Raw genomic sequence first — 26,220 nt, forward strand, 5'->3', positions numbered from 1 at the left:
GCCCGCGTGCGGAGCCCAGCGACCACCACCCTGTCCTCCTCCGGAGGAGTCCTCTGTGGAGAAGTCACATGCCCACCTCTGTGTCCGGGCTGCCCGTCGGGCGGAGCCTGTTGTATCTCGTCGTCGCCGGAGTCGCCTGGGGCACCGCCGGTGCGGCCGCGTCGCTGATCTTCCGGGTCAGCGATCTCGGTCCGCTCGCCCTGTCCTTCTGGCGCTGTGCGGGCGGCCTCGTCCTGCTCGCCGGGGCGCTCGCGCTGCGTCCCCGCCGCCTGCCCCGGCAGCCCGAACCCCGGCGTCGCCGTCTGCTGCGCATCATCGGCACCGGCGTCGGCCTCACCCTGTTCCAGAGCGCGTACTTCGCGGCCGTCGAGGTCACCGGGCTCGCCGTCGGGACCGTCGTCACGCTCGGCGCCGGGCCCGTCCTGATCGCCCTCGGCGCCCGGCTGCTGCTGGGCGAACGCCTCGGCGCGGGCGGCCTGGCCGCCGTGGCCGGTGCGCTGGCCGGTCTCGTCGTGCTCGTCCTGGGCGGCGAGGGCGGTGAGGTGGTGCCCGCAGGGGTGCTGCTCGCGCTGCTGTCGGCCTCCGGGTACGCGGCGATCACCTTGCTCACCCGTTGGCTCGGGCGGGACGGCGGCGGCGGTGACGCGCTGACCACCAGCGCGTGGGCGTTCGGCATCGGAGCGGCGGGGCTGCTGCCCTTGGCGCTGGCCGAAGGCCTCGTGCCGCACACCGCCGAGACCGGGCAGGTGCTGTGGCTGCTGGTCTACGTGGCGGCGGTCCCCACCGCGCTCGCCTACGCGCTGTACTTCGCGGGCGCCGCCGCCGTCCGCTCGGCGACCGTCTCCGTGATCATGCTCCTGGAGCCGGTGAGCGCGGCCGTCATCGCGGTGACCGTCCTGCGGGAGCGGCTGACGGCGGCCACGGTCGTCGGCACGCTGCTCCTGCTGACCGCCGTGGCCGGACTGGCTCTGGCCGAGGCGCGCACGGCCTCGGCCACCCGCCGCAGGGAGGCCGTGGCGGTGTAGCGGCAGTGCGGCCCCTACAGTGCGGACAGGTAGTCCGGTATGCCGATGGCCGGGTCCAGGTCGTCGGCCGGGACCGGCTCCGCGTAACCCCGGGTGAGCGGCACGATGCCGGTCCAGTGGGGGAGGCCGAGGTCCTCGGGCTCGTCGTTGGGGCCGCCGGTGCGGACCTTCGCGGACAACTCGTCGAGATCCAGCCGTATCACCGCCGTCGCGGCGAGCTCCTTGGCGTCGGCCGGCCGGGAGTCCCGGGAGCGGCCCGGCACGACCTGGTCCACGATCGCGTCCAGGGCGAGCCGCCGCTCCTCGGGGTCGGTGACCGTCACGGCGTTGCCGTGGACCACCACCGAGCGGTAGTTGATCGAGTGGTGGAAGGCCGACCGGGCCAGCACCAGGGCGTCGACATGGGTGACGGTCAGGCAGACCGGCAGGCCCGGATCGGCGCTCTTCGCCGACCGCAGCGGCCGCGAGCCCGTCGAGCCGTGGACGTACAGCCGCTCGCCGATCCGGCCGTAGAGCGTCGGCAGCACTACCGGCGCGCCGTCGCGCAGGAATCCCAGATGGCAGAGGTAGGTCTCGTCGAGGATCGAGTGGACCAGCTCGCGGTCGTAGGAGGCGCGTTGCTTGGCGCGGGTGGGAACAGTCCGGTCGGTGGTGACATAGGACGCGGCGGTTCCGGAACCCGTACGGGCGGGCGTCGCGGTGTGCTGCATTGCGGACTCCTATTGCACTAGTGCATAATGTTGTTTGTGCTAGGAGAGTATCGGATCAGTGGGCGGCGTGCATCCGAGATTGCCGCCAGTGTGGAGCGCGGGGTCGGGTCCGGGGACCTTCCGCCGGGTCATGTGCTGCCTCCCCTGCGGGAGTTGGCGGCCCGGCTGGAGGTCAACCCGAACACCGTGGCCGCCGCCTACCGGACGCTGCGCGAGCGCGGGGTGATCGAGACGGCGGGTCGCCGGGGCAGCCGGGTGCGGTCCGCCCCCGCCAGCACCTCACGCGGCTCCCTGCGGATCGAGGCGCCGCCGGGCGTCCGGGACCTGGGTAAGGGCAACCCCGATCCGGCGCTCCTGCCCGGCCTCGGCCCGGCGTTCGCGGTCGCGGCCGCCGCCGACGCGGAGTCCCACGGGCTGTACGGGCAGGCCGCGGTGGTCCCGGAGTTCGCCGCGTACGCGCGCGCTGCGCTGGATGCCGACGGGGTGCCCTCCGGGCCGCTGGCCGTGACGTCCGGGGCCCTCGATGCGATCGAGCGGGTCCTCGCGGCGCACCTCAGGCCGGGTGACGCGGTGGCGGTGGAGGACCCCGGGTGGGGCAGCGTCCTCGACCTCGTACCCGCGCTCGGGCTGCGCGCCGTGCCGGTCGGCGTGGACGACGCAGGTCCGCTGGCCGCGGATGTGGAGCGGGTGCTGCGGGCCGGGGCGCGGGCGCTCGTCGTCACCGACCGGGCGCAGAACCCGACCGGTGCCTCGCTGGACGCGGCGCGGGCCCGGGAGCTGCGGGCGGTCCTCGCCCGCCACCCGGACGTGCTGCTGATCGAGGACGACCACGGCCACGCCATCGTCGACCTGCCGCTCCATCCGCTGGCGGGCGTCACGGACCACTGGGCGTTCGTCCGGTCGGTGGCCAAGGCGTACGGCCCGGACCTGCGGGTGGCCGTGCTCACCGGGGACGCGCTCACGGTCGACCGGGTCAGGGGGCGCCAGCGGCTGGGCCCCGGCTGGGTCAGCCGGCTGCTGCAACGCGCCGTGCTCCATCTGTGGACCTCGGACGCCGTCGACGCCCGGGCGGTCGCCCGGTCCTACGGCGACCGCCGGGAGGCGCTCGTGCGTGCGCTGGCGGAGCGCGGGGTGACCGCGTACGGCCGCAGCGGCATGAACGTGTGGGTGCCGGTCAGCGACGAGACCGGGGCGGTGACCCGGCTGCTCCACGCCGGCTGGGCCGTGGCCCCGGGCGCCCGCTTCCGGATGGCCGCGCCCCAGGCGGTGCGGCTCACCGTCTCCCCGCTGACCCCGGCGGACATCGGGCCGCTGGCGGACGCGGTTGCGGCCGCGGCGGGCCCGGCGCGGCCGGTCAGCTACGGGTGAGAGTCCACAACCTGACCTCTCGGGGCTGTCCCGAGTACCTGGTGGATCAGCGTGCGGCGTAGCCGAAAAGCTCTGGTTGCTCTGCTGCGAGGACTCTCCGGCGCCTTGCGATCGTATGCACCGGACGCCGCCCGCCCTTCGGGCGACGACGGCAGCTCGACGACAGCCCTTAGCATCGCTCACGTGTTGAATCTTGAGCGGCTGCGGACGCTGGATGCCCTCGCCCGGCACGGATCGGTGAGCCGGGCGGCCGACGGGCTGCACGTCACGACATCGGCGGTCTCGCAGCAGATGGCCAAGCTGGAGCGCGAGGTGGGCCAGCAGTTGCTGGCCAAGCACGGCCGGGGGGTCCGCCTCACCGACGCGGGCCGTCTGCTGGCCGGGCACGCCGCGCGGATCCTGTCCCAGGTCGAACTGGCCCAGGCCGACATCGAGGCCCAACGGGGCGAGGTCGTCGGCGAGGTCAGGATCAGCGCCTTCCCCACCGCGGCCCGCGGACTGTTCCCCGCGGCGCTCACCACCCTGCGGGCGGACCACCCCGACCTCACCGTCCGCACCTGGGAGCTGGAGCCGGAGCGGGGCATCCTCGCGGTCCTCCGGGGCGATGCCGACGTGGCCGTCGTCCTCGACTGGAGCAACAAGCGGCTGCCCGTGCCGGGCGGCCTCACCAAGGTCGAACTGCTCGACGACGCACCGGACATCGCCATGCCGGCCGGGCATCAGCTGGCCGACCGGCCCGAGGTGGAGCTGGAGGACTTCGCGGACGACGAGTGGGTGTCCTGGCCGGAGGGAGAATTCTGTTACGAGTGGCTGATGTTCACCCTGCGCTCCCGGGGCATCGAACCGCGCATCACTCACCTGGCCGGTGAACACCACACCCAACTCGCCCTGATCGCCGCCGGATTCGGCGTCTGTGTGACTCCCCGGCTGGGGCGGGGGCCGGTCCCCGACGGGGTGCGCCTGGTGCCGGTGCGGCAGAGCGTGCGGCGGCACGTCCACGCGGTGTGGCGCACCGATGCCGACCGCCGCCCGTCGATCCGTGCGGCGGTGGCGGCGCTGCGGGCGGCGGGCGCGGGTGTGACGGCCGGGGCCGCGGGGGAGTGACCGGCCGTGACGTCGGTCGACCGGTGACGGGCGGTGCGACCGTCAGGCGAGACCGGCGAGCTTGCGGAAGTCCCAGGAGGTCACCTTCTCCGGAGTGAGCCGCAGCCAGGCGTGCCGCCCGTCGTGCGGCATCTCTGCCATGCCGAAGTACTTCGCGGGGAACAGCCGTTCCGCTACGTTGAGTTCGGGGCACGGTTCGCCCGTGCGCGGGGCCTCGCCCACGAACTCCGCCCGGCCGGACAGCTCCACGCCGCGCAGCTCCTCGTAGCCCTCGCCGTCGTCGACGACCACGGCGATCCTCGGGTCCTCGCGCAGCTGGGACCAGCGCAGGCTGCGGGTGATGGAGTACAGCCAGAGCGAGCCGCCGTCCCAGACGAACCACAGCGCGCCGACGTGCGGAGCGCCGTCGGAACCGAGCGTGGCGACCCGGCAGGTGCGCTGCTCGGAGAGGTACGCGTCCCGCTCCCCGTCGGTCATCCTGATCCGGCGGCCTCGTCGCTGGGTGTCGGTCATGGTCACCCTCCCCTGTTCCTCTGTTTTCTGACTGAGTGTCAGAAATCATGGAGGCTCTTCCACCGTGAGGCAATGGCCGGTACTCTCGCGCGCCCGGTCCGTCCGCAGAAGTCCGCCCCGCCGGGCGGCAGACAGAGGAGAGCGCCGTGCCGCCGAGGGAAGCGTCGAGGGAAGCACAGGAGCGGCTCACCGCACTGCTCGACCCGGCCACCACCGTCCTGCTGACCGTCGAGTGCCAGCAGGGCGTGGTGGGACCGGACAGCGCCCTGCCCGAACTCGCCGCGGCCGCCCGCTCATCGGGCGCCCTCGCGAACATCGCCCGGCTCGTCGCCGCCGCCCACGACAGCGGGGTCCAGGTGGTGCACGCGGTCGCCGAGAGCCGCCCCGACGGACGCGGGGCCAGCCGCAATGCCCGCCTCTTCCGCGCCGCCGCCCGGCTGCCGGTCCAGCAGCACTCCGGCACCACCGCCGTCCGCGTCGCGCCGCCCATCGAGGTGGCCGACGAGGACCTCGTCGTCCGCAGGCTGCACGGCCTCTCACCGCTCGCCGGGACCGACGTCGACCCGCTGCTGCGCAACCTCGGCTGCCGCACGCTGATCGTGACCGGCGTCTCGGCCAACGTGGCCGTTCCCAACGCCGTCTTCGACGCGGTCAACCTCGGCTACACGGCCGTCGTCCCCTCCGACGCCATCGCGGGGGTGCCCGCCGAGTACACCCCCGCCATGATCCGTAACACCCTCGCTCTGGTCGCCACCGTCACCACCACGGACGCGGTCCTGGGCGGCTGGAAGCGGCCCCGCAGAGCGGGGGCCGCTACGCCAGCCTGATCGAGTCGCCCTCCACCGTGATCCGGCGGGCGGGCAGCGGCCGGGTGGCGGGACCGCCGGTCGGGCTGCCCGTGGCGGCGTCGAACGTGGAGTTGTGGCAGGGGCAGGTGATCGTGCCGCCCGAGACGTCCTTGACCGCGCACCCCTGGTGGGTGCACGTGGACGAGAACGCCTTGAACTCACCGGGCTGCGGCTGCGTCACCACGACCTTCTGCGCGGCGAAGACCACCCCGCCGCCCTCCGGAATGTCCGAGGCGGCGGCGAGGATCTCCCCGCCTTTGCCGCCATCGCCGCCGTCTCCGCTCCCGGGCTGCTGCTCGACGGCGTCCGAGCCCTCCGATCCGCCGGAACCTCCCGCCCCGTCCGATCCGCCGCACGCGGTGAGGACGACAGCCGCTCCGGCCGCTCCCACCGCTGCGACGACGGTGCGGCGTTCGAGGAGGATCCGGCGCTCCTGCGCTGCGCTCATCGCGGCATTCCCTTCGTCGTTGTCCCGAACCGAACTTCGGTGACGTCACCCAGGGGTACGTGCCACAGGGCGCCGACGTTCAGTCCGGGGCGCGCCAGTGGGTTTGCGGCACCCGGCTCAGTACTCCGGCGGCTCAGAACTCCGACGGGCGCACGGCTCGTACGGCGGCAGCGGTGAGGAGGCCCGCGCCCAGGAGCGGGAGCACGGGGAAGAGGAAGCTCGTCGCCCATTGGAGGGCGCCGTGCTCCAGCCGGACCCATTGCCCCCAAGGCGCCCGGGCCACCTCGGCGGTGTGGCCCGGCCTGCTCTCGAAGCGCATGGTCCAGGAGTCCGGCTTCCTCCCGGTGTCCTGCGCCTCGGCAGACCGGACCGCACACCGGAAGTGGTTGCCCGTGGCCCGGGAGCTGCTGCGCTCCTCGCATGTCTCGACGCGGACGTGCTGGTGCTCCCCGACGAGCCCCACGCGCACGGTGGCGAGCACGGAGGTGTACGCGAAGGCTCCCAGAAGCACCAGAGCGGACGTCGCCCACCCCGCGCAAGCCACGATGCGCGTCCGCCTGTCGCGCCGCGCTCTCGCCGCCCTGGTCGTCCTCTTCTTCCCGGTCGTCATCCGCAGATCGTACGGACGTCGGGGGCGGCGCTCGCGGGAGGGGGCCGACCCGGCCGCTCACACCCGTCCCGACGTGACAGGTCGGATCCCGCGGAGCATCGCGTGTGGATCACGACCCGCGACTCCGAAACCGTCACCGACGCCTGGCAGCGGCAATGGACGCCCTCTGAGCCCTGGCGGCCTGATCACGCCGGGGCCGTGGGGCGGGCACGTACGAGCTAGGGCCTGTCTGACAAATGATTACCCCGTGGACTCGCGGAGCCAGAGGATCAAGGAAGCCAGGACAACTCCGGCACGGTAGCGGTCGCCGAGCTTGTCGAACCGGGTCGCGATCGCGCGGAACTGCTTGAGGCGGGCGAAGCATCGTTCGACGACGTTGTGGTCGCGGTAGGTGACCTTGTCGAAGGCCGACGGCCGGCCGCCGAGGGCTCCGCGTCGGTGGCGGTTCGCCGCCTGGTCGCGGCGCTCGGGGATCGTGGCAGCGATGCCCCGGCGCCTCAGCAGATGGCGGATGGCCCTGCTGGAATACGCCTTGTCACCCAGCACACGGTCCGGTGTCGTGCGCGGGCGGCCCGTGCCGAGGCGCGGGGTGCGGATGCCGTCGAGGACCTGGCCGAACGCCGTCGCGTCGTTGACGTTGCCGGGCGTGAGCACAATCGACAGGGGCAGGCCCCGGCCATCGACGGCGAGATGGACTTTGGTGGTCAGTCCGCCTCGGGAGCGGCCGAGGGCCTGGCGCGCCTGCGAGCGGCCCGGATCTTCCAGTTCGTCCCCGTTCACATCCCCCTTTTGCGGGCGCCGACTGCGTGCTGGTGGGCTCGGTTGATGGTGGAGTCGACGGAGACGGTCCATTCCACCCGGCCCACCGCGTCATCGCGGACCTGAACGTGCTCCAGCAACCGTGCCCAGGTGCCGTCCGCCTCCCAGCGGGCGAACCGCTCGTAGACGGTCTGCCACGGCCCGAACCGGTCGGGAAGATCCCGCCACGGAGCCCCGGTCCGCAGCCGCCACAGCACCCCGTTGGCCACCTGCCGGTGATCACGCCACGGACGGCCCCGTCCGTCCACTTGAGGCAAAAGGGGCTCTATCCGCCTCCATGCCGCATCCGTCAACTCACCTCGACCTGCCACAAGATCAATTATCAGACCGGCTATAGAGTCCTGCCCGTGGCGAATCATCAGGACGAGACCAGGACGGCCTACGACGGTGTCGTCGAGCTGTACGCATCGCTGTTCGCAAACCGGCTGGAAACACAGCCTTTCTCCCGGGCCATGATCGGCACCTTCGGCGAACTGGTGCGCGCGACGGGCAACCTGCGGACAGCGGACGTCGGGTGCGGGCCCGGACATCTGACAGCCATGCTGCACGAACTCGGCCTGGACGCCTTCGGACTCGACCTTGCCCCCGGCATGGTCGACCACGCCCGGCAGGCCCATCCGGCGCTGCGCTTCCAAGAGGCGCGGATGGAATCCCTGCCGATCGAGGACGCCGCGCTCGGCGGCGTACTGGCCCACTACTCAATGATTCACACCCCTCCGGGGGAACTACCGGAGCTGCTCGCCGAACAGGTACGCGTCCTGGCACCGGACGGTCTGCTCCTGGTCTCCTTCTTCGGGACCGACGGACAAGAACCGGTCCGGTTCGACCACAAGGTGGCGCCCGCCTACAGCTGGCCGGTGGATCGCCTCGCCGAACTGCTGGGCGATGCTGGGCTCGATCCCTTCGCCCGGCTGCTCCACGATCCATCCTCTGATCGGGGCTTCCTCGACGCCCATCTACTGGCCCGCCGTTCGTAGCCACTGCCCAGTCCCCCCAGCCGATCGGCGCACCTCCGGATTGCCAGCTCAGCCGAATCTCGCTGATCAGACCGGAATTGTCAGACACTCCCTAGGGGTCCGCGTACTGCGGTCGCTCACCCCGCTCCGGCACATGCCTCCGCTTCGGCCAGGTAGCGCGCCACCGGGCCCAGGGTCAGCATTCCGCCGGCGGCGCCGGCATGTTCGGCACGGGCACTGCGCAGGACGGCCTCGGCACGCGCGGCGGTTCCGCGCTCGTCGAGGCGCACGGCGGCGCGGGCGGTCAGGCACCACAGCGCCTCCTGCATGTGGTCGTGCGGTGGTTCGGGCACCGCGGCGAGGGCAGCCCGAGCCTCCCCGGCTCTCTCCTGGGCGAGCAGCACGAGGGGGCGCGCCCAGGGGCGGTACGGGCCCCAGTCGAGGTGCGGGTCGGTGGGCGCGGGCCGGTCGTGCAGCAGGCGCAGCCCCAGCAGGGCCAGCGGGAACAGGCCGCGGTGCAGCCCCGGCATTCCGGCCGTCTGGAGGGCGTCCTCGGCAGCGCGGTAGTGCGCTGCGGCCGTGGCGGCGGTCGGTCCGCCGGGTTCGGCGCTGCGGGCAGCCGTGGCCCGTGCCCGGAACCACCCGGTGAGGACTGGGACGAGGGGCGCCTCGGTGGTCACGGCGAGCTGTTCGGCTGCCTCGGCGTGGGAGGTTGCGGCGTCGAGGTCACCGAGGGCCGAGGCGGATTGCAGGCGGACGAGTCGGCCGAGTACCGCGAAGTTCGGCAGCTCGTGCCGGGTGGCCAGGTCGAGGATCTCGGCGCCGATCCGGTCCCGTACCCCCGCGAGTCCGGGGCGGGTGAAGGACTGCAGGAACACCCCGTTGAGGGCGAACGCCAGCAGGGCGGGATCGGCCAGGCCCCGTGCCAGCGCCTCGGCCTGCCGTGCCGCCTGCCGCGCGCGCTTCAGCTCGGCCCTGGACAGACCGGCGCTGCGGCTCTCGACGGCGACCGTGGCCAGGAGGCGGGCGGCCAGGTCGGCGGGGCTGTCGGGGCCGAGCGCGATGAGCGTGCGCTCGGCGGCCGCGACGACGTCGCGGGACTGCTCGGGGTCGTCGGCCCGACTCCAGATGGCGGGCACGTCGTAGGCGCCGATGATCCGGGCGGTCAGGGAGAGGTCACCCGTGCGTTCCGCCGCCTGGACGGCGGCGAGGCGGTCGCGCCGCGAGTGGACGAGGGCGTCGCCACCCGCCAGTGCGAGGGTGCGGGCCAGATCCACGGTGGTGCGCGGGCCGAGACGGACACCACGGCCGGTCCACGCGGTACGTGCGCCTTCGGGGGGCACGTACCCGTTGAGGATGTCCGTCTCCAGGCGTTGGAGGCCGGCACCAGGGTCGAGCCCGAGTTGATCAACGAGCATCGCGCGGGCGCGGCGGAGGGTGGCCAGCGCGTCGGCCTGGCGGCCCGCGCGGTGGAGCGCGCGGGCAAGCAGTCCCCAGGCTGGCTCGCGCCACGGATGCTCGGCGACGTGGGCACCCAGTTCGGCGACGAGATCGGCCCCTTCCCCGGAGTCAAGGAGGATACGGGCACGCAGTTCCGCCCCCTCCAACCTCAGCTCCTCCAGTCGGGTCCGCTCGCGCTGCGCCCATGCGGAGCCGGTCACATCGGCGTAGGCGGGTCCCCGCCAGTCCGCGAGTGCCGTGCCGAGGTCGGTCACCGCGTCGGGGTTGCGCCGGGCTCGGGCCAGGGTGTCCTGGAACCGATGGACGTCCACGTCCTCGCGCGGCAGGCGCAGCGCGTAGCCGGGACCTTCGGTGACGAGTACGCGCGGCGGATCGCGGGGCGGCCGGTCGGGTTCGAGGGCGCGGCGCAGCGCGGCGACGAACGTACGCAGAGCGCCCACGCCGCGGGCCGGTGGATCGGTCCACAGGTCGTCGACAAGACTGCCGGTGGTGACCATCCGACCCTCTGCGGTGACGAGCCGGGCGAGTACCTCGCGATGGCGAGGTCCGCCCAGGTCAACCGGACTGCCGTCGTCGCGGAAGGCCCGCACGGCACCGAGCACGTCGATTCGCATACCCCCATCCTCCGTGCCCGGGGTCCGCTGCGCCCAACCGTACTGATCGGCTGCTGATCGCCGTCGCCCAGGCTGATCCGGTCCGGTACCCACCCGAAAGGACGGCCTTTCATGACGCTCACCGTTCCCGGCTTCGATCACATCCGCCTGCCCGGTGCGGGCGGTGTGGAGCTGGCTGCCGCTGTCGGCGGCAGCGGCAGCCCGGTCGTGCTGTTGCACGGCTTCCCCCAGACCCACCTGATGTGGCGACACGTCGCCGAGCGGCTCGCCGACGGGCACACGGTGATCTGTCCTGACCTGCGGGGCTACGGCGCCAGCGACAAGCCGACTGCCACCGACACCGACGTGTACGCCAAGCGCACCATGGCCGCAGACGTCGTGACCCTGGCGGCGGCCCTCGGCCACGAGCGCTTCGCCCTCGTCGGCCACGACCGGGGCGCCCTGGTCGCCTTCCGGGCCGGGCTGGACCACCCCGAGAGCATCACGCACCTGGGCATCCTCGACATCGTGCCGACGCTCGACATGTGGAACGTCCTGCACGGCGCCTCGGCGGCAGTCGGCTACCACCTCTTCCTCATGGCGCAGCCGCCAGGCCTGCCGGAGGCGATGATCGCCAACAGCGCGGACGTGTTCTTCGGTTCGTTCCTCGACACCTGGGCCAAGGACCCGACCGCCATGCCGGAGGATGTCCGTGCCGAGTACCTGCGGGCGAGCGCCGCGGCGGTGACATCGATCGTCGCGGACTTCCGGGCCTCGGCGGGCATCGATGTCACGCACGACCGAGCGGACCTGGACGCCGGGTCGCAACTGGCCATGCCCGTGACAGTCGTCCAGCAGGACTGGGGTGCGCAGCTGGGCTACGACGCTGCCGCGGTGTGGAAGGCCTGGGCGCCGGACCTGGACCACCGGCTGACCCGAGCGGGGCACTTCATGGCCGAGGAGGCACCCGGGGAGATCGCCGAGGCGATCCAGGACCTGCTGGCCCGCTGAGCCTCGGTTCGTGGTTCGTGGTTCGTGGATTGTCGTTCGGGACGTCGGGCAGCCGGGGCGGTGTGTGGAGAGGGTCGAGGCGCTCCAGGCGGGCCGCTGCCCAGTCGGTCCGCACTTCGGCTTCGGTCCCGGGCCGGCCTGCAGGCGCGGCCTCGACCCGGGTGCGTGCGGCGCCCACGTACGCCGAACCGGGTTCTCCGCCTGGCCGGGAAGGGCACGGTGCCGGCCGTCGGCCTAGCATGGGATGAAGCGCCCGGCCCGAGTCATGTGGGGTGTTGGGGATGAAGCGACCCGCTGAGAATTCCGAGGCGGGGAGACTGCTGGGCCGGGGGCGCGAACAGGAGCGCTTGCGCGAGGCCCTCGCCGGGTTGCTGCGCGGCGGCCACGGTGGCTTGTGGCTCGTCGAGGGGGAGGCGGGGGCCGGGAAGACGACGCTGGTCGAGTCCGTGCTTTCTTCGGAACTGCGCGTGATGCGGGGCTGCGGCTCGCATCGGGGGATTCCGTACGGACCGCTCAGATCTGCACTCGACAGCCACTGTCCAGCAGCCGAATGCGCTGAGGGCGACGTACCGACGGTGTTGAGGGAGGCGTTCGAGCACCTGGCTCGGGAGCGCCCCACTGTGGTCCTCCTCGACGACCTGCAGTGGGCCGACGGTGCGACGCTGACCCTTCTGGGAGGCTGGGCGGTGCCTTCGCCAGGGCTTCCCCTCCTGGTGATCGGGGCGTTTCGCAGTGACGAGCTGCCGCGCCGGCATCCTGTGCGTGACCTGCGGTCACAACTGCGGCAGGCCGCCGACGGCAGGGAGAGGCATGTACGACTGCGCCCCCTGGACCCGGCGGCCAGCGCTCTCCTCGTGAGACGCGTGCTGGGGGACGTGGCCACTGAGGACATCGTGGACACCGTTGTACGCCGCGCCCGTGGTGTGCCCTTCTACCTGGAGGAGCTGGCCTCGGCGGTGGCCGAGACAGGGGACGCGGCGGCGGTGCCGGAGTCGGTCACCGATGCCGTGCTTCAGCGCGTGGCTCGACTGCCGGAGGCAGCGCAGGCGGCCGCTCAGGTGATCGCCGTGAGCCGGTCGGCCCGGTTCGACGTACTGGTCACGGCAGGTGTGCAGGAGGCGGGCATCGAGGAGTTGTTGGACGCCGGTGTGCTGATGCAGCGTCCAGGATCGGGAGGGGGCGAGGCGGCCTTCCGTCACGCTTTGATGGGTGAGGCGCTGTACGCGACCCTGCCCTGGGCGCGTCGTCGTCGGCTCCACGCCGCGCTGGCGCGCGCCATGGAGGTTCGCGGTGAAGCGCCCGGGCTCGTTGCGGGGCACTGGGAGAAGGCGCACGAGCCTACGCGTGCTGGTCCGTTGCTGCTGGAGGCCGCCGAGGCCGCGTGCCGTGTCCATGCCTACCGCGACGCCATGGACACGATCAAGCGCGCCCTCGCGCTATGGCCCGCGGACGCGGAGGGCCGGGCCCGGTCGCGTGCGCTCGAACTGCTGGGCGAGTGTGCGGCCCGTTGTGGTGAGACGGGTGAAGCCGTCCGCGCCTGGGAGCAGGTCGCCGCCGCTTGCCGGGTGGCTGGGGACCACGCCGGCCATGCGCGTATCGCACGGTGCCTGGCCGGCGTCTACGAGCTGGCGGACGACTGGCCGCGTGCGCTCGCGGCCCGGTACGTCGCCGCTGAGAAGTACGCCCGGACGGGCCGCCCGGCAGAGGCGGCGGCGGAGCGCCTCGCGGCGGCGTCGCACCTGCACGCCGCCGGCGACCTCACCGGGGCGATGCGGCTCGTACGGGACGCTTGGCGGGACATCGACGCCGCGCAGATCGACCCGACGGCCGAGGTCCGTATACGTGCCCTGGGTACAGAGGGACTGATCAGGACCAAGCTCGGCGAGGGGGCGCTCGGTATCGAGCTGTCCCGCCAGGCCCTCGACCTGGCTCTCGGCTCCGGGCCCGACGCGCTGGCCGCCGACATCTACTACCTGTACGCCGACGCGCTCGAACAGCGCACCTCCTATCCCGCGGCGCTGGACGCCTGGACCGACGCACTGTCGTTCTGCCGCACCCGCGGTATGGACGCCGACGCCCATGTATGCCTGGCCTGCCTGACCCCGGCGCTGCGTCACACCGGCCAGTGGGACCGCGCACTCCATGCCGGTCAGGAGGTCCTCGCCCAGCAGGACGCCCCCGACGTCGCGCGCATGGTGGCCGCCGGGGAGGTCGGGCTCATCCTCGCCAACCGGGGAACGACGGAAACGGCACGCCGCCACCTCGCTCGCGCTGCGGCGTACGCGCAGGCCCATGAGCTCTTCGGGCTGGAGATCGACACCGGCTGGGGCCTGGCCCGGACCGATGCGCTCGACGGCGACGACGACAGCGCGACGATCCGACTGCGGGAACTCACCGCCCGCTGCCTGGCCCGGGAGGAGAACCACTACTCCGTCGCCGCGCTGCGCTGGGCAGCGACGTACTTCGCCCGCCGCGACCTGCGCGACGACCTCGGCGCCTGCACGGACGCACTGGCCCGCATCGCTGCCGCCACGGGCACCGCGGAGGCCACCGCAGCCCTCGCGCACGCGCTGGCCGAGGCCGCCCTGCTGGAGGGCGACGCCCCCCGGGCCGTCGACCGGTTCGAACGCGCCCTCGCGCTCTTGGACGCCGTGGCACTGCCACCCGAAACGGCCGAGACACAGGTCAGGGCCGGTACCGCCCTGTCGCGCGCCGGCGACAGGACCAAGGCGGTCGAACGCCTCGTCGGCGCCTACCACACGGCACGCACCCTCCGGGCAGGCCCGCTGGCTTCCGCCGCCACCCGCGAGCTGCGGGAGATCGGCGAGGATGTCCGCCGCCGACTCGGCTCCCGGGCCGCCCGGCGGACCGACATGATCGGCCTCACTCGACGCGAAAGCGAGGTCCTGCGGCTGGTCGCCGCCGGGCTCACCAACAGCGAGATCGCCTCCAGGCTGTTCCTGAGTACCCGGACTGTCGACATGCACGTCCGCAACCTGCTGGCGAAGCTCGGCTGCCACACCCGCACGGAAGCGGTGCGCAGAGCCGAGGACCTCGCCGTCCTCACCACCAGGTCCTGACCGCCGGCGAAATACGGTAATTCTGCCGTTCCTGCCGCTTCACCACCTCCGTAGATTCGGTGCGTGTACAGGAGGTGTGAGGAACGTGGAAACCAAGACGACCACCCTCGAAGAAACCCTCGCGACCTGGACGCGAGACCCGGACCGGGGCCGCAGCAAGCCGACGGCGACCGCACGCGTGGAGGACGGCCAGGCCGCGATCCAGGCGGGCCCCTTCACCCTGCGCGCCGACCTGCCCGCGCCGCTGGGCGGCACCAACCAGGCGCCCAGCCCGACCGCCCTGCTGCTCAGTGCGCTCGCCGGCTGCGCCGTCGCCTTCGTGTACGACACGCTGGGCCCCCAGCTCGGCGTGCGGATCAACGGCGTGGAGGCGACCGCGCGCTGTGCCGCGGACGCCCGCGGGCTGCTGGGCATGGACGGCGCGGACCCCGACCTCCGCGAGCTGACCGTGGACATCACGGTCGACAGCCCGGACGGCGAGGAGGCCGTCGCCGAAGTCGCCCGCGTCTGGCAGGAGCGCTGCCCCATCTACCTGGCGCTTCAGCGACCCACCGACGTCACCGTCCAGTTCCGCGCAGCCTGACAAGGAGCCGTGTCATGTCACGGATGAACTCACTCCGGCCGGGCATCCGCCCCCGGAAGGCGATGCCGGACGAAACCCGAACCGTCGCGGAAGCGCTCGCGGCAGGATTCTTCGACGACCCGGTGATCGGCTGGGCCTGGACGGAGCCCGAACGGCGTCGGCGGATTCTCCCCGACTTCTTCGAGCTCTGGGTCGCCGGATGCATGCGGTATCACGAGGTCTACACGACCGACGACCTTGCCGGCGCCGCCCTGTGGATGCCGCCGCACGTCCAGCAGGCGTTCGACGACAACGCCGAGGCGTTCGCCAGCGACGTCGAACGGGTGGCACAGGAGTTCGCCCCGGCGGTCATGGAACTCCTGACCTTGCTCGACGACAACCATCCGCGCGAATCGCACTACTACCTGCCCATCATGGCCGCACGCCCCGAACACCAGGGCCACGGCATCGGCTCGGCGCTCCTGACCACGCTGCTGGAGCAGTGCGACCGGGAGGCCCTGCCCGCCTACCTGGAGGCGACCAGCGCCCTCAATCAGTCTCTGTACGCCCGCCACGGGTTCCACACAGTCAGAGAACTGCCGCTTCCCGATGGTTCCGCCCTCCGTGCCATGTGGCGGGAGCCGGAGGCGTGACGACTGGCTGGAGCGAACGAGCGGACCGAACGGGGAAGGGCGTCTCACGCCGGCCTTGAGGTGAGTGGTCGCTGCGAGCACGTTGTCCCAGCACCGACCGGTGCGGCCGACCGACAGCCGGGCCCCGAACTGGGCTGCCAGGGCGACGAACTGCCGACTGGTGTACTGGATGGATTCCACTGATCGTCGCAACATTCTGATCGGCAAACCGGATCAGGCCCGTCGTGCCCCTGGCTCGGTGGCGCGGACACTCCTCGCCGACGATCACCCTCGGTTACTATGCTCACTTCATGCCGGATGCCGGATGCCGGATGCCGGATGCCGGATGCCGGATGCCGGAAGCCGGAAGCCGGCAGCAAGGGGCGCGGCACCATCGGCGGTCTGCTGGGGGGAGCGGGGAGACCGGCCCGCCGGCCGAGAATTCCCGGATCTCCCCCAGCGCCGTTGACTGGCCATGCCTGCCTCTACGCCCCGGAGAAGTCGTCCGTGTGACTGCAAGGCTGAAGAGATGGGTGGCCTGGGAAAGTGTTGGAAGAGGTTGTAGCGACCCGCTACGTCACGCCCCTGCGTGAAGGCGGCTCGCTCCCCGGGATCGTCGAGGCCGACGATCTCGGTACGTACGTCATGAAGTTCACCGGGGCCGGACAGGGCCGCAAGACGCTGGTCGCCGAGGTCATCTGCGGGGAGCTCGGCCGACGGCTGGGGCTGCGGGTGCCCGAACTGGTGACCATCGAGCTCGACCCGGTCATCGGGCTCGCCGAGCCCGACCAGGAGGTGCAGGAGCTGCTCAAGGCGAGCGGCGGGCTGAACCTCGGGATGGACTACCTGCCGGGCTCGCTCGGGTTCGACCCGCTCGCCTACGAGGTCGGGGCGGCCGAGGCCGGGAGGGTCGTCTGGTTCGACGCGCTGATCAACAATGTGGACCGGTCCTGGCGCAACCCCAACCTGCTCGTCTGGCACGGCGACCTCTGGCTCATCGACCACGGCGCGACCATGATCTGGCACCACAACTGGCCGGGCGCCGAGGCCTCCGCGGCCAAGCCGTACAACGCGTCGGACCATGTCCTGGCCCCCTTCGCCCCGGACATCGCCGCTGCCGCCGCCGAGCTGGCCCCCCTGGTCACCGAGGAACTGCTCACCGAGGTGGCCGCCGAGGTGCCGGACGTCTGGCTGGCCGACGAGCCGGGGTTCGGGTCCACCGACGAGCTGCGCCGGGCCTACATCGCCCCGCTGCTCGCCCGGGCCGCCACCATCCACCGGCGGATCACCCTGGACGCACCGGCCTCGACCCGGCCCTCCCAGGCGCCGGGCTGGCTCACCGAGCGACTGCCGCCCCGGCCGAAGCCATCCGGCGACGACCGCTCCGCTGCCGCAGTCCGTACGGGAGAGGGCGGTGGCCGATGACGAGGCGCGATGTCTTCGAGTACGCGATCCTGCGCGTCGTGCCCCGGGTCGAGCGCGGCGAGTGCTTCAACGCGGGGGTGCTCGTCTACTGCCGGGCCCGCTCGTTCGTCGCCGCCCGTACGCACTTGGACGAGGCGAAGCTGAGGGCGCTGGCCCCGGACGCCGATGTGATGGGCGTACGGGCCGCCCTCCGTGCGGTGGAAGGGGTCTGCGGCGGCGGTGAAGGGGCCGGGCAGGCGGCCGCGGACGACGCCGGGCGGCGCTTCCGCTGGCTGATCGCCCCGCGCTCCACGGTCGTCCAGCCCGGGGCCGTGCACAGCGGGCTCACCACCGATCCGGCCGGTGAGGTGGAGCGGCTGCTCGACCTGCTGGTGCGCTGAGTCCGGTACGAGGGGGCCGCCGCCGTGTGTGACGTGCGGCCCCCCGGGCCGTGCGCCGTTGACACCGGGTGCCAGGGCTTCTAGCGTCTCGTCTGCTGAAGGTACTAAGCGGTTGCTCAGTCATCGGGTCGCTCTGCCGGCGACTGCCTGGGAGGCGCCCGACGTCCGCTGAGCCGCTATCCAAGGGCGAGGAGAACCAAGCATGTCCACCACCGAGCAGCGCGTCGCCATCGTGACGGGAGCGGCCCGGGGCATCGGCGCCGCCACCGCCGTACGCCTCGCGGCCGAGGGCCGCGCCGTCGCCGTACTCGATCTCGACGAGGCGGCCTGCAAGGACACCGTCGAGAAGATCACCGCCGCCGGGGGCACCGCGCTCGCCGTCGGCTGCGACGTGTCGGACGCCGGTCGGGTGGAAGCCGCCGTCGCGCGGGTCGCCGCCGAGCTGGGCGCGCCGACGATCCTCGTGAACAACGCGGGTGTGCTCCGCGACAACCTGCTGTTCAAGATGAGCGAGTCCGACTGGGACATCGTGATGAACGTGCACCTCAAGGGTGCGTTCCTGATGGCCAAGGCCGTGCAGGCGCACATGGTCGAGGCCGGGTTCGGCCGGATCGTCTCGCTCTCCTCCTCCTCGGCTCTCGGCAACCGCGGCCAGGCCAACTACTCTGCGGTCAAGGCGGGGCTCCAGGGGCTCACCAAGACGCTCGCCAAGGAGCTCGGCAAGTTCGGGGTCACGGCCAACGCCGTCGCGCCCGGGTTCATCGTCACCGAGATGACCGCGCAGACGGCTGCCCGCGTCGGCATGGGATTCGAGGAGTTCCAGGCGGCGGCCGCCACCCAGATCCCCGTCCAGCGCGTCGGCCGTCCCGAGGACGTCGCGAACGCCATCGCTTTCTTCGCGGGCGACGACGCGGGCTTCGTCTCCGGCCAGGTCATGTACGTGGCCGGCGGACCCCTCAACTGATCCGAAGGGCAGCGGACACATGACGGTGCAGGACAGCGGAAAGGTCGCCCTCATCACGGGCGCCAGCCGGGGTATCGGCTACGGCATCGCCGAGGCGCTCGTCGCCCGCGGCGACCGGGTGGCCATCACGGGGCGGGGCGAGGAGGCCCTGAAGGAGGCCGTCGAGAGGCTCGGCTCCGACCGGGTGATCGGCATCGTGGGCAAGGCGCACGACGAGGCCCACCAGGCGGCGGCGGTCGAGCGCACCATGGAGGCGTTCGGCCGGGTCGACCACCTGGTGAACAACGCCGGGACGAACCCGGTCTTCGGCCCCATCGCGGAGCTCGATCTCGGCGTCGCCCGCAAGGTCTACGAGACCAATGTGATCTCGGCGCTGGGGTTCGCCCAGCAGACCTGGAAGGCCTGGCAGAAGGAGAACGGCGGGGCGATCGTGAACATCGCCTCCATCGCCGGGGTCTCCGCCTCGCCGTTCATCGGCGCGTACGGCATGAGCAAGGCGGCCATGGTCAACCTGACCCTTCAGCTGGCGCACGAGTTCGCCCCGGCCGTCCGCGTCAACGCGATCGCCCCCGCCGTGGTCAAGACCCGGTTCGCCGAAGCCCTCTACGAGGGCCGCGAAGCGGAGGCGGCCGCCGCCTATCCGCTGGGCAGGCTCGGTGTGCCCGAGGACATCGGGGGCGCCGCCGCCTTCCTGACCTCGGCGCAGTCGGACTGGATCACCGGGCAGACCCTGGTGGTCGACGGGGGAATCTTCCTGAACGCCGGCGTGGGCTGAGAGCGGCCTGAACCGGTTTGGCCCTGATTGACGCAAGTGCCCCGTCGGGCCGACGGATTGACCCGTCGGGGCGCTGCGGTATGGTCTGCCGACCCATGGCTGATCGAGGAGCGTGCACGTGTTCTACCGGGCCAGTCTGCAGGCCGCTGCAGCCCTAGCTTCCCTTTCTCTGCTGGCCGGCTGCGGTCTCTTCTCCGACAGTGGGTCGGAAACGGACCAGAAGATAACCGTCGGGACGACCAGCTCCCCGTCCACGCTCGATCCGGCGGCAGCCTGGGACGGTTCCTGGGAACTGATGCGGAACGTTTACCAGACCCTGGTGAGCTTCCCCACCGGCAGCACGAGCCCGGAGCCGGACGCGGCGGAATCCTGCAAGTTCACCGACGCCACGAGCATGGCCTACCGGTGCACGCTCAAGAAGAACCTCAAATTCTCCAATGGCGAGAAGCTCGACGCCGAGGCCGTCAAGTACTCGATCGAGCGCGTCCTGGACATCCACTTCAAGGGCGGCCCGGCCGGAATGCTCGGCTCGCTGGACCGGGTGGAGACCAAGGGCGACGACACCGTCATCTTCCACCTGAACAAGTCCGACGCGACGTTCCCGTTCATCCTGGCCACTCCCGCCATGTCGCTCGTCGCCCCCGGCGACTACCGCAAGGACAGGATCCGCGACGACGGCAAGGTCACGGGCTCCGGCCCGTACCTCCTGGAGTCCTACGACGCCGGGGCCACCGCCGAGCTGAAGAAGAACCCGGACTACAAGGGCTTCGCCAACCGGAAGAACGACGCGGTCACCATCCGCTACTTCGAGAAGTCCGCCGAGATGGTGAGCGCGCTCAAGGCGAAGGAGATCGACGCCACCTACCGGGGTCTGACCGCCGAGGAGGTCGTCAGCCTGGAGGACAACAAGGCCGACAACGCCGGCCTCCAGATCGTCGAGAGCACCGGCGCGGACATCCGCTTCCTGGTCTTCAACCCGAAGGACCCGGCCGCCGCGAACCCCGCCGTCCGCAAGGCCATCGCGCACGTCGTGGACCGTGACGCCCTGGTCGCCAAGGTCTACCGGGGAACCGCCGAGCCCCTCTACTCCATGATTCCCAAGGGCATCGCCGGACACGCCACGAGCTTCTTCGACACCTTCGGCGACCCGGACGTGGAGAAGGCCGAGGAGATCCTCACCGGGGCCGGCATCACCGAGCCCGTGAAGATGAGCTTCTGGTACACCACCGACCGGTACGGCTCCTCCACGGAGCCCGAGTTCGAGGAGCTCAAGCGGCAGCTCGAAGGCTCCGGGCTGTTCGAGATCACGCTGAACGGCAAGCCCTGGCAGGAGTTCCAGGAAGGCTTCAACAAGGGCGAGTACCCGGTCTTCGGCCGCGGCTGGTTCCCGGACTTCCCGGACCCCGACAACTTCATCGCCCCCTTCGTGGGCAAGGAGAGCGTCACCGGCACCCCGTACATCAACAAGGAGATCACCCAGCAGCTGATCCCCTCCTCGCGGCAGGAGAGCGACCGGGGCGCGGTCAGCAAGCAGTTCGAGCGCGCCCAGGAGATCCTGGTCGAAGACGTCCGGCTGCTCCCGCTGTGGCAGGGCAAGCTGTACGTCGCGGCGGGCGAGGACATCGGCGGCGGCGAGCGCGCGCTCGACCCGCAGACCGTCATGCAGATGTGGGAGCTGTACCGCAAGGCCAGCTGGTAGCCGGTCCGGCCGGCCCCGGGCCGGCCGGCAGCAGCCGATACGGCTCGCGGGCCCGTTGTCAGTGGCGGGCGGTAGGTTCTGGGATCAAGAACCTGTTGCTCACCGGAGGTTGTGGACGTGACCGATATCGACCTGCTGCCCGAGTCCTGGCGCGGCGTCCTCGGCGAAGAACTGCAGAAGCCGTACGTCAAGGAGCTGGCGGACTTCGTCGAGGAGGAGCGGGCCAAGGGCCCCGTGTATCCGCCGCGCGAGCAGGTCTTCGCCGCCCTGGACGCCACTCCCTACGACCGGGTCAAGGTCCTCATCCTCGGCCAGGACCCCTACCACGGGGAGGGCCAGGGGCACGGGCTGTGCTTCTCCGTGCGGCCCGGAGTCAAGACGCCCCCATCCCTGCGCAACATCTACAAGGAGATGAACCAGGAGCTCGGCCTGCCCGTCCCGGACAACGGCTATCTGATGCCGTGGGCCGAGCAGGGCGTCCTCCTGCTCAACGCCGTGCTCACCGTGCGGGGCGGCGAGGCCAACTCCCACAAGGGCAAGGGCTGGGAGAAGATCACCGACGCCGTGATCCGTGCCGTCGCCGACCGGCCCGACCCGGCGGTCTTCGTGCTCTGGGGCAACTACGCACAGAAGAAGCTGCCCCTGATCGACGAGGAGCGCCACGTCGTGGTGAAGGGCGCGCACCCCTCGCCGCTCTCCGCGAAGCGGTTCTTCGGCTCCCGCCCCTTCACCCAGATCAACGAGGCCGTGGCAGCCCAGGGCCACGAGCCGATCGACTGGCGCATCCCCGACCTCGGCTGACGTGCCGGGGCCGCCGAGTCCCCTCGGTATGCGCGTGTTCGATCGGTCTGTTCGGTCCTTGCGTGGTACGTCCGTGTCTGAGCGGTAATGCGGAAGCCCGGCGTTAGCGTCGGAACGACCGCAACCGGCAGCACGGGCACGAGGAGACCGCAGTGGTGGAGCAGCAGGAGGCGTCCGAGGACGCCGTGATGACCAGGATCGGCCAGGCGGTCATGCTGCTCCACGGGGGTGACCGCGAGGAGGCCCGCAACCGCTTCGGTGTCCTCTGGTCGGAGCTCGGCGCGGACGGCGACGCCCTGCACCGCTGCACCCTCGCGCACTACATGGCCGACACGCAGGACGATCCCGGTGACGAGCTGGCCTGGGACCTGCGTGCGCTGACGGCCGCCGAGGGGCTGAGCGAGGAGCGGGCGGCGGAGCACCGGGACACCCTGGCCGTCCGGGCGTTCTACCCCTCGCTCCACCTCAACCTCGCGGCGGACTACCTCAAGCTCCAGCGCCCGGACTCGGCACGCCTCCACCTCCGCCGGGCCCGCGCCGCCGCCGACGCGCTCGTGGACGGCGGAAACGGAGGCGGGGTGCGGGCCGCGATCGACCGGCTGGAGCTCCGTATGCGGCAGCAGTGACCGCGTACGGCTCCGGGCGAGGCCGCCGCGTCCGGGAGTTCCGCGTCAGCGGCCGTACACCTCCTCGCAGCTGCGGGCTTCCCGGCTGCCCGCCGGCCAGCCGCCGTACCCCCTGCCAAGCGCGCAGACGTCCGTCCCGCCACTGCCCGGGAGGCGCGGTACGGAGGGCACGGGCACCACGACGTGAGGGACGCCCGGCACCCGGGGAGGTCTTGTGCGCGCTGGGAGGTGCGTGCGCTCCCGCGCCGGTGGCGGTCCGGCCCGCCCGGGTGCCGGGCGGGCGTCGGAGGCCGCCGGGGCCGTGGGGGCGGGCGGCCGGGAGGCCGAGGGGCTCGGGTCCACCATGACTTCCAGTGCCTCGCGGGCGGGCGGCTGCACGATCTGCGGGGCCACGTCCTGGGCCGGGCCGGTGGCGCCCGGGGGCGGGGGATGGCCGGGAGGGCCGGCCGGGGGCGTCACCGAGACGCAGCCGGACACGGCCGTGACCGCTAAGCCGACCAGGAGTTGAACGGTGATTCTGGTTCGCTGCACCCGGGTAACTCTGTGGTCCCGCCCCGGCTCCCGGGGAGCCGGTGGACGAGAAATGGCCCGCACGGGTGACCCGGTCAGCCCCGTGCCCGGCGGTGCACCGGTTCGTTCACTCGCCGGTGGCGCCGTCGACGCGCTCGCGCAGCAGGTCGGCGTGGCCGTTGTGCCGGGCGTACTCCTCGATCATGTGCGTATAGATCCAGCGGAGGCTGAACGGCTCGCCGGACGAGCCGACGCCCTGGGAGAAGTCGTCCAGGCCGAACGCGGCGGCGCTCTTGCGGGCCGCCGCCGTCTCCGCCAGCCACACGGATTCCGCCTCGGCCCAGGTGTCGGACTCCGTGACCGTGAAGTCCCCGTCCGGGTCCTCCTCGGTGGAGTAGAGGTCCGGCAGCTCCGCGCCCTCCAGGATCTCGCGGAACCAGAACCGCTCCACCTCGGCCAGATGCCGTACGAGGCCGAGGAGGGTCAACGCGGAGGGCGGAACGGACGCCTCGCGCAGCTGCGCGTCCGTGAGACCGGCGCACTTCAGGGCGAGCGTCTCACGGTGGTGGTCGAGCCAGCCCTCCAGCATGGGGCGCTCGGCGGCGTCGAGAGCGGGCTCGGAGCGCCGGGGGAGTGCGGAAGAGGTCGCGGAGGGGGACACGGAAGACGACGAAGACGACACGGAAGGGGCCGTGGAAGAAGTCACGGCGGCCATCCTTGTCCATGATCATGTCCCTGGCCAGGGGTTTCGCCGGGGAACCGGCGAGCGGGGCCGCCGCGGACCGGACGTATGCTGCCGTGGCGGAACAGCGGAACAGCAGTGCGTCACGGCGAACAGGGAGACCCTCGTGAAGATCGGTTGTATCGGGCTGGGCGACATCGCGCAGAAGGCGTACCTGCCGGTGCTCGCCGCCGTCCCGGGGGTCGACCTGCATCTGCAGACCCGCACCCCCGCCACGCTCCACCGGGTCGGCGACGCCCACCGCGTTCCGGTCGGCGCGCGGCACACGAGCCTTGACTCCCTGCTCGCCGAAGGGCTGGACGCGGCCTTCGTGCACGCGCCGACCGCCGTGCACCCGCAGATCGTGGAGCGGCTCCTCGACGCCGGGGTCGCCACCTATGTCGACAAGCCGATCGCCTACGAGTACGCCGAGTCCGAGCGGCTGGTGAACCTCGCGGAGGAACGCGGCGTCAGCCTCGCCGTCGGCTTCAACCGGCGGTTCGCCCCGAGCTACTCGCAGTGCGCCGAGCACCCGCGCGAGCTGATCCTGATGCAGAAGAACCGGGTGGGGCTTCCCGAGGACCCCCGCTCCATGATCCTCGACGACTTCATCCACGTCGTCGACACGCTGCGCTTCCTTCTGCCGGGCCCCGTCGACCACACCACCGTGCGCGCCCGGATCGTGGACGGCCTGATGCACCACGTGGTGCTCCAGCTGTCCGGTGACGGGTTCACCGCGATCGGCATGATGAACCGGCTGAACGGCTCGACCGAGGAGGTCCTGGAGGTCTCCGGCCAGGACACCAAGCGCCAGGTCCTCAATATCGCGGATGTCATCGACCACAAGGGCCAGCCCTCGGTGCGGCGGCGTGGCGACTGGGTTCCGGTGGCCCGCCAGCGCGGTATCGAGGCCTGCGTCCACGCCTTCCTCGACGCCGTGCGCAAGGGCGGGACACTCAGTGCCCGGGACGCTCTGGCGACCCATGAGCTGTGTGAGCGGGTGGTCCGGGAGGCCCTGGAGCAGGCTTCCTGAGGGCCCGCACCCCCACGGCGGCGCACAGTACGGCCATCGCCCCCATCGCCCCGTACACCGGCCAGTCGCCCAGGCGGCCGTAGAGCGTGGTCCTGCGGGCCACCGGCACGTCGAACACCTCCGCCGCGCTCGCGTCCGTACCGAGCGGGCGGCCCAGCCGTTCACCACGGGGCCCGTACGCCGCGCTGACCCCGGTCAGCGTGGCGTGCACCACGGGGCGGCCGTTCTCGGCGGCCCGCAGGGCCCCCAGCGACGCGTGCTGGGCCGGGGCCCAGCTGTCCTGGAACGTCGAGGTGGCGGACTGGGCGACGAGCACCTGCGCACCGTCGCGGACCAGCCGCCTGCTCATGTCGGGGAACGCCGACTCGAAGCAGACCAGCGGACCGACCCGGAGCCCCCGGGCACCGTCCGGCAGGGTCATCACCACCTGGCGGTCGCCGCGCAGCCGGTCCTCGCCCGCCGCCCGCCCCACGGAGGTCACCCAGCCCAGCAGAGCGCGGGCCGGGACGTACTCGCCGAACGGGACCAGACGCATCTTGTCGTAGCGGTCCCCGGTGGGTCCGTCCGGCCCCACGAGCACCGCCGACTTGAAGATCCCCGACCTCCCCCTGCCGTTGGTCTGCCGGGCGTCCACATTGACCAGCAGATCGGCGCCGACCCGGCGGGACAGCTCCGCCAGTCGCCGCGCGGTCTCCGGGTCCTGCCACGCGCCCGCCCCGATGCTGCTCTCGCCCCACACCACCAGGTCCACCCCCCGGCCCTCCAGCGAGCGGGTCAGCTCCTCGCCCCGGTCGAGGCGGCGCGCGACACTGCCGGGTCCCTCGATGACGCCCGGCTGCACGACGGCGATCCGGACCGTGCCGGTGCTCTCGGGCCGGGGTGCCCACGCCCACATCGCGGTGACGGACAGGGCGCACACCACCAGTGCGACACCGGCGGTCCGCCGGGCGGCCGGCACGGCGATCAGCAGGGCCGTGCCGGTGTTCACCGCGAGCACCAGCAGGCTCACCAGCCACACCCCGCCGACCGAAGCCACCCGCAGGGCCGGGGAGACCTCCCACTGACTCGCGCCGAGCAGGCCCCAGGGCCCGCCGAGCCCTTCCCAGGAGCGGACCAGCTCGATCATCAGCCACCCGGAGGGCACGATGATCACCGCGGCCACGGCCCGCCATGCTGAGGGCGCGCCGCCGAGCAGCCGGAACACCAGCAGCCCCCAGGGGATCCAGAGCAGCCCGAGCAGCGCGGCCAGCAGCACGATGAAGACATGGAGGCTAGGCATCAGCCAGTGGTGCACGGCGATGACGAAGCCGATCCCACCGATCCAGCCGTCCAGCGCCGCCCGGCGGGTCGTGCCCGCGCCGCGGATCAGCAGCAGCCAGGGGACGAGGGCCACATAGGCGAACCACCAGAGGCCGGGTGCGGGAAAGGCCAGCGCGGGCAGTGCCCCGGCGAGCAGCGCCGCCCCGGCACGGCCCCAGCGGGAGGCGAGCAGCCGGTCACGGGCCGGGGGCCCGCCGTCCGGGGTCCGCATGCCGTGGCCTCCTCG

General features: G+C 72.1%; 25 protein-coding genes and 1 pseudogene. 17 read left to right on the forward strand and 9 right to left on the reverse strand.

The genetic code is table 11. The features are described from left to right. The first annotated feature begins 68 nt into the window (after window positions 1-68). A complete protein-coding gene (locus CIB93_RS24000) occupies window positions 69-1,025 on the forward strand; it encodes a DMT family transporter (protein ID WP_096629722.1) in 957 nt (318 codons plus the stop codon). A gap of 14 nt (window positions 1,026-1,039) precedes the next feature. Here the strand turns inward: CIB93_RS24000 and CIB93_RS24005 are convergent, their stop codons facing one another. Beyond that, window positions 1,040-1,735 (reverse strand): pyridoxamine 5'-phosphate oxidase family protein, encoded by a 696-nt coding sequence (locus tag CIB93_RS24005; protein ID WP_096629724.1) that lies wholly within the window; start codon window positions 1,733-1,735, stop codon window positions 1,040-1,042. A 36-nt stretch (window positions 1,736-1,771) separates the two neighbouring features. Here CIB93_RS24005 and CIB93_RS24010 point away from each other — a divergent pair, with 36 nt between their 5' ends. Together CIB93_RS24010 and CIB93_RS24015 are read left to right on the forward strand one after the other, a co-directional pair. After that, the gene (locus CIB93_RS24010; RefSeq protein ID WP_096629725.1) at window positions 1,772-3,103 is read left to right on the forward strand and encodes an aminotransferase class I/II-fold pyridoxal phosphate-dependent enzyme; all 1,332 of its coding nucleotides are present in this window, start codon (window positions 1,772-1,774) and stop codon (window positions 3,101-3,103) included. A gap of 183 nt (window positions 3,104-3,286) precedes the next feature. Beyond that, window positions 3,287-4,207, forward strand: a complete 921-nt coding sequence (locus CIB93_RS24015) for a LysR family transcriptional regulator (protein WP_096629727.1) — start codon at window positions 3,287-3,289, stop codon at window positions 4,205-4,207. Between the two features lie 42 nt (window positions 4,208-4,249). Here the strand turns inward: CIB93_RS24015 and CIB93_RS24020 are convergent, their stop codons facing one another. Continuing rightward, window positions 4,250-4,720, reverse strand: a complete 471-nt coding sequence (locus CIB93_RS24020) for a pyridoxamine 5'-phosphate oxidase family protein (RefSeq protein ID WP_096629777.1) — start codon at window positions 4,718-4,720, stop codon at window positions 4,250-4,252. Between the two features lie 146 nt (window positions 4,721-4,866). Here CIB93_RS24020 and CIB93_RS24025 point away from each other — a divergent pair, with 146 nt between their 5' ends. Next, window positions 4,867-5,547 (forward strand): cysteine hydrolase, encoded by a 681-nt coding sequence (locus tag CIB93_RS24025; protein ID WP_096629728.1) that lies wholly within the window; start codon window positions 4,867-4,869, stop codon window positions 5,545-5,547. Here the strand turns inward: CIB93_RS24025 and CIB93_RS24030 are convergent. The 3 genes and pseudogenes from CIB93_RS24030 to CIB93_RS24040 form a co-directional block, all read right to left on the reverse strand. Continuing rightward, window positions 5,534-6,016, reverse strand: a complete 483-nt coding sequence (locus CIB93_RS24030; RefSeq protein WP_096629730.1) for a Rieske (2Fe-2S) protein — start codon at window positions 6,014-6,016, stop codon at window positions 5,534-5,536. The two genes, CIB93_RS24025 and CIB93_RS24030, sit on opposite strands and share 14 nt — an antisense overlap. A 133-nt stretch (window positions 6,017-6,149) precedes the next feature. Beyond that, window positions 6,150-6,626, reverse strand: a complete 477-nt coding sequence (locus CIB93_RS24035) for a hypothetical protein (protein ID WP_096629731.1) — start codon at window positions 6,624-6,626, stop codon at window positions 6,150-6,152. A 218-nt stretch (window positions 6,627-6,844) separates the two neighbouring features. After that, window positions 6,845-7,756, reverse strand: a pseudogene (locus tag CIB93_RS24040) (IS5 family transposase). Between the two features lie 36 nt (window positions 7,757-7,792). Here CIB93_RS24040 and CIB93_RS24045 point away from each other — a divergent pair. After that, window positions 7,793-8,422 (forward strand): class I SAM-dependent methyltransferase, encoded by a 630-nt coding sequence (locus tag CIB93_RS24045; RefSeq protein WP_096629733.1) that lies wholly within the window; start codon window positions 7,793-7,795, stop codon window positions 8,420-8,422. Window positions 8,423-8,538: 116 nt separating this feature from the next. On the opposite strand, the gene CIB93_RS24050 is transcribed toward CIB93_RS24045, so the two are convergent. Then, on the reverse strand, window positions 8,539-10,476 hold the full coding sequence (locus CIB93_RS24050) for an AfsR/SARP family transcriptional regulator (protein ID WP_096629735.1): 1,938 nt from the start codon (window positions 10,474-10,476) through the stop codon (window positions 8,539-8,541). Between the two features lie 111 nt (window positions 10,477-10,587). On the opposite strand from CIB93_RS24050, the gene CIB93_RS24055 reads away from it, so the two are divergent. From CIB93_RS24055 to CIB93_RS24105, 11 genes are all read left to right on the forward strand, one after another. Beyond that, a complete protein-coding gene (locus CIB93_RS24055) occupies window positions 10,588-11,466 on the forward strand; it encodes an alpha/beta fold hydrolase (protein ID WP_096629736.1) in 879 nt (292 codons plus the stop codon). Window positions 11,467-11,747: 281 nt separating this feature from the next. Then, window positions 11,748-14,546, forward strand: a complete 2,799-nt coding sequence (locus CIB93_RS39465; RefSeq protein ID WP_096629738.1) for a LuxR family transcriptional regulator — start codon at window positions 11,748-11,750, stop codon at window positions 14,544-14,546. 85 nt (window positions 14,547-14,631) lie between these two features. Next, entirely contained in the window at window positions 14,632-15,129 is a 498-nt protein-coding gene (locus CIB93_RS24065) for an OsmC family protein (RefSeq protein WP_096629739.1), read from the forward strand. 14 nt (window positions 15,130-15,143) lie between these two features. Continuing rightward, window positions 15,144-15,761 (forward strand): N-acetyltransferase, encoded by a 618-nt coding sequence (locus CIB93_RS24070; RefSeq protein ID WP_096629741.1) that lies wholly within the window; start codon window positions 15,144-15,146, stop codon window positions 15,759-15,761. A 525-nt stretch (window positions 15,762-16,286) separates the two neighbouring features. Further along, on the forward strand, window positions 16,287-17,165 hold the full coding sequence (locus CIB93_RS24075; RefSeq protein WP_096629742.1) for a HipA family kinase: 879 nt from the start codon (window positions 16,287-16,289) through the stop codon (window positions 17,163-17,165). Continuing rightward, window positions 17,162-17,545: a DUF3037 domain-containing protein gene (locus CIB93_RS24080; RefSeq protein WP_096629744.1), complete on the forward strand. Its 384-nt coding sequence runs from the start codon at window positions 17,162-17,164 to the stop codon at window positions 17,543-17,545. Before CIB93_RS24075 ends, CIB93_RS24080 begins: the two co-directional genes overlap by 4 nt. A gap of 202 nt (window positions 17,546-17,747) precedes the next feature. Beyond that, window positions 17,748-18,509 (forward strand): 3-oxoacyl-ACP reductase FabG, encoded by a 762-nt coding sequence (fabG, locus tag CIB93_RS24085; protein ID WP_096629745.1) that lies wholly within the window; start codon window positions 17,748-17,750, stop codon window positions 18,507-18,509. Window positions 18,510-18,528: 19 nt separating this feature from the next. Next, window positions 18,529-19,284, forward strand: coding sequence for an SDR family oxidoreductase (locus tag CIB93_RS24090; protein WP_096629747.1), 756 nt, complete (start codon window positions 18,529-18,531; stop codon window positions 19,282-19,284). 118 nt (window positions 19,285-19,402) lie between these two features. Further along, entirely contained in the window at window positions 19,403-20,983 is a 1,581-nt protein-coding gene (locus CIB93_RS24095; RefSeq protein WP_096629748.1) for an ABC transporter substrate-binding protein, read from the forward strand. 117 nt (window positions 20,984-21,100) lie between these two features. Continuing rightward, complete coding sequence (locus tag CIB93_RS24100) at window positions 21,101-21,784, forward strand: uracil-DNA glycosylase (RefSeq protein WP_096629778.1); 684 nt, start codon at window positions 21,101-21,103, stop codon at window positions 21,782-21,784. 152 nt (window positions 21,785-21,936) lie between these two features. Further along, window positions 21,937-22,410, forward strand: a complete 474-nt coding sequence (locus CIB93_RS24105) for a hypothetical protein (protein ID WP_096629750.1) — start codon at window positions 21,937-21,939, stop codon at window positions 22,408-22,410. A gap of 45 nt (window positions 22,411-22,455) precedes the next feature. On the opposite strand, the gene CIB93_RS24110 is transcribed toward CIB93_RS24105, so the two are convergent. Beyond that, on the reverse strand, window positions 22,456-22,941 hold the full coding sequence (locus CIB93_RS24110; RefSeq protein WP_096629751.1) for a hypothetical protein: 486 nt from the start codon (window positions 22,939-22,941) through the stop codon (window positions 22,456-22,458). 106 nt (window positions 22,942-23,047) lie between these two features. After that, complete coding sequence (locus tag CIB93_RS24115; protein ID WP_096629753.1) at window positions 23,048-23,509, reverse strand: DinB family protein; 462 nt, start codon at window positions 23,507-23,509, stop codon at window positions 23,048-23,050. A 259-nt stretch (window positions 23,510-23,768) separates the two neighbouring features. Between CIB93_RS24115 and CIB93_RS24120 the strand changes: the two genes are divergently transcribed. Then, the gene (locus CIB93_RS24120) at window positions 23,769-24,674 is read left to right on the forward strand and encodes a Gfo/Idh/MocA family protein (protein ID WP_096629754.1); all 906 of its coding nucleotides are present in this window, start codon (window positions 23,769-23,771) and stop codon (window positions 24,672-24,674) included. Here CIB93_RS24120 and lnt read toward each other — a convergent pair. Continuing rightward, complete coding sequence (gene lnt / locus CIB93_RS24125) at window positions 24,598-26,205, reverse strand: apolipoprotein N-acyltransferase (protein ID WP_096629756.1); 1,608 nt, start codon at window positions 26,203-26,205, stop codon at window positions 24,598-24,600. The genes CIB93_RS24120 and lnt overlap by 77 nt on opposite strands. Window positions 26,206-26,220 lie beyond the last annotated feature (15 nt).

The sequence above is a fragment of the Streptomyces sp. WZ.A104 genome (genome assembly GCF_002382885.1).
Taxonomy (GTDB): Bacteria; Actinomycetota; Actinomycetes; order Streptomycetales; family Streptomycetaceae; genus Streptomyces.

What these genes read in the sequence shown, in the direction of transcription:
- CIB93_RS24070 (WP_096629741.1), top strand. Translation starts at nt 15,144, where the DNA reads ATGTCACGGATGAACTCACTCCGGCCGGGCATCCGCCCCCGGAAGGCG.
- CIB93_RS24050 (WP_096629735.1), bottom strand. Translation starts at nt 10,476, where the DNA reads ATGCGAATCGACGTGCTCGGTGCCGTGCGGGCCTTCCGCGACGACGGC.
- CIB93_RS24090 (WP_096629747.1), top strand. Translation starts at nt 18,529, where the DNA reads ATGACGGTGCAGGACAGCGGAAAGGTCGCCCTCATCACGGGCGCCAGC.
- lnt (WP_096629756.1), bottom strand. Translation starts at nt 26,205, where the DNA reads ATGCGGACCCCGGACGGCGGGCCCCCGGCCCGTGACCGGCTGCTCGCC.
- CIB93_RS24000 (WP_096629722.1), top strand. Translation starts at nt 69, where the DNA reads ATGCCCACCTCTGTGTCCGGGCTGCCCGTCGGGCGGAGCCTGTTGTAT.
- CIB93_RS24055 (WP_096629736.1), top strand. Translation starts at nt 10,588, where the DNA reads ATGACGCTCACCGTTCCCGGCTTCGATCACATCCGCCTGCCCGGTGCG.
- CIB93_RS24030 (WP_096629730.1), bottom strand. Translation starts at nt 6,016, where the DNA reads ATGAGCGCAGCGCAGGAGCGCCGGATCCTCCTCGAACGCCGCACCGTC.
- CIB93_RS24020 (WP_096629777.1), bottom strand. Translation starts at nt 4,720, where the DNA reads ATGACCGACACCCAGCGACGAGGCCGCCGGATCAGGATGACCGACGGG.
- CIB93_RS24115 (WP_096629753.1), bottom strand. Translation starts at nt 23,509, where the DNA reads ATGCTGGAGGGCTGGCTCGACCACCACCGTGAGACGCTCGCCCTGAAG.
- CIB93_RS24005 (WP_096629724.1), bottom strand. Translation starts at nt 1,735, where the DNA reads ATGCAGCACACCGCGACGCCCGCCCGTACGGGTTCCGGAACCGCCGCG.
- CIB93_RS39465 (WP_096629738.1), top strand. Translation starts at nt 11,748, where the DNA reads ATGAAGCGACCCGCTGAGAATTCCGAGGCGGGGAGACTGCTGGGCCGG.
- fabG (WP_096629745.1), top strand. Translation starts at nt 17,748, where the DNA reads ATGTCCACCACCGAGCAGCGCGTCGCCATCGTGACGGGAGCGGCCCGG.
- CIB93_RS24035 (WP_096629731.1), bottom strand. Translation starts at nt 6,626, where the DNA reads ATGACGACCGGGAAGAAGAGGACGACCAGGGCGGCGAGAGCGCGGCGC.
- CIB93_RS24080 (WP_096629744.1), top strand. Translation starts at nt 17,162, where the DNA reads ATGACGAGGCGCGATGTCTTCGAGTACGCGATCCTGCGCGTCGTGCCC.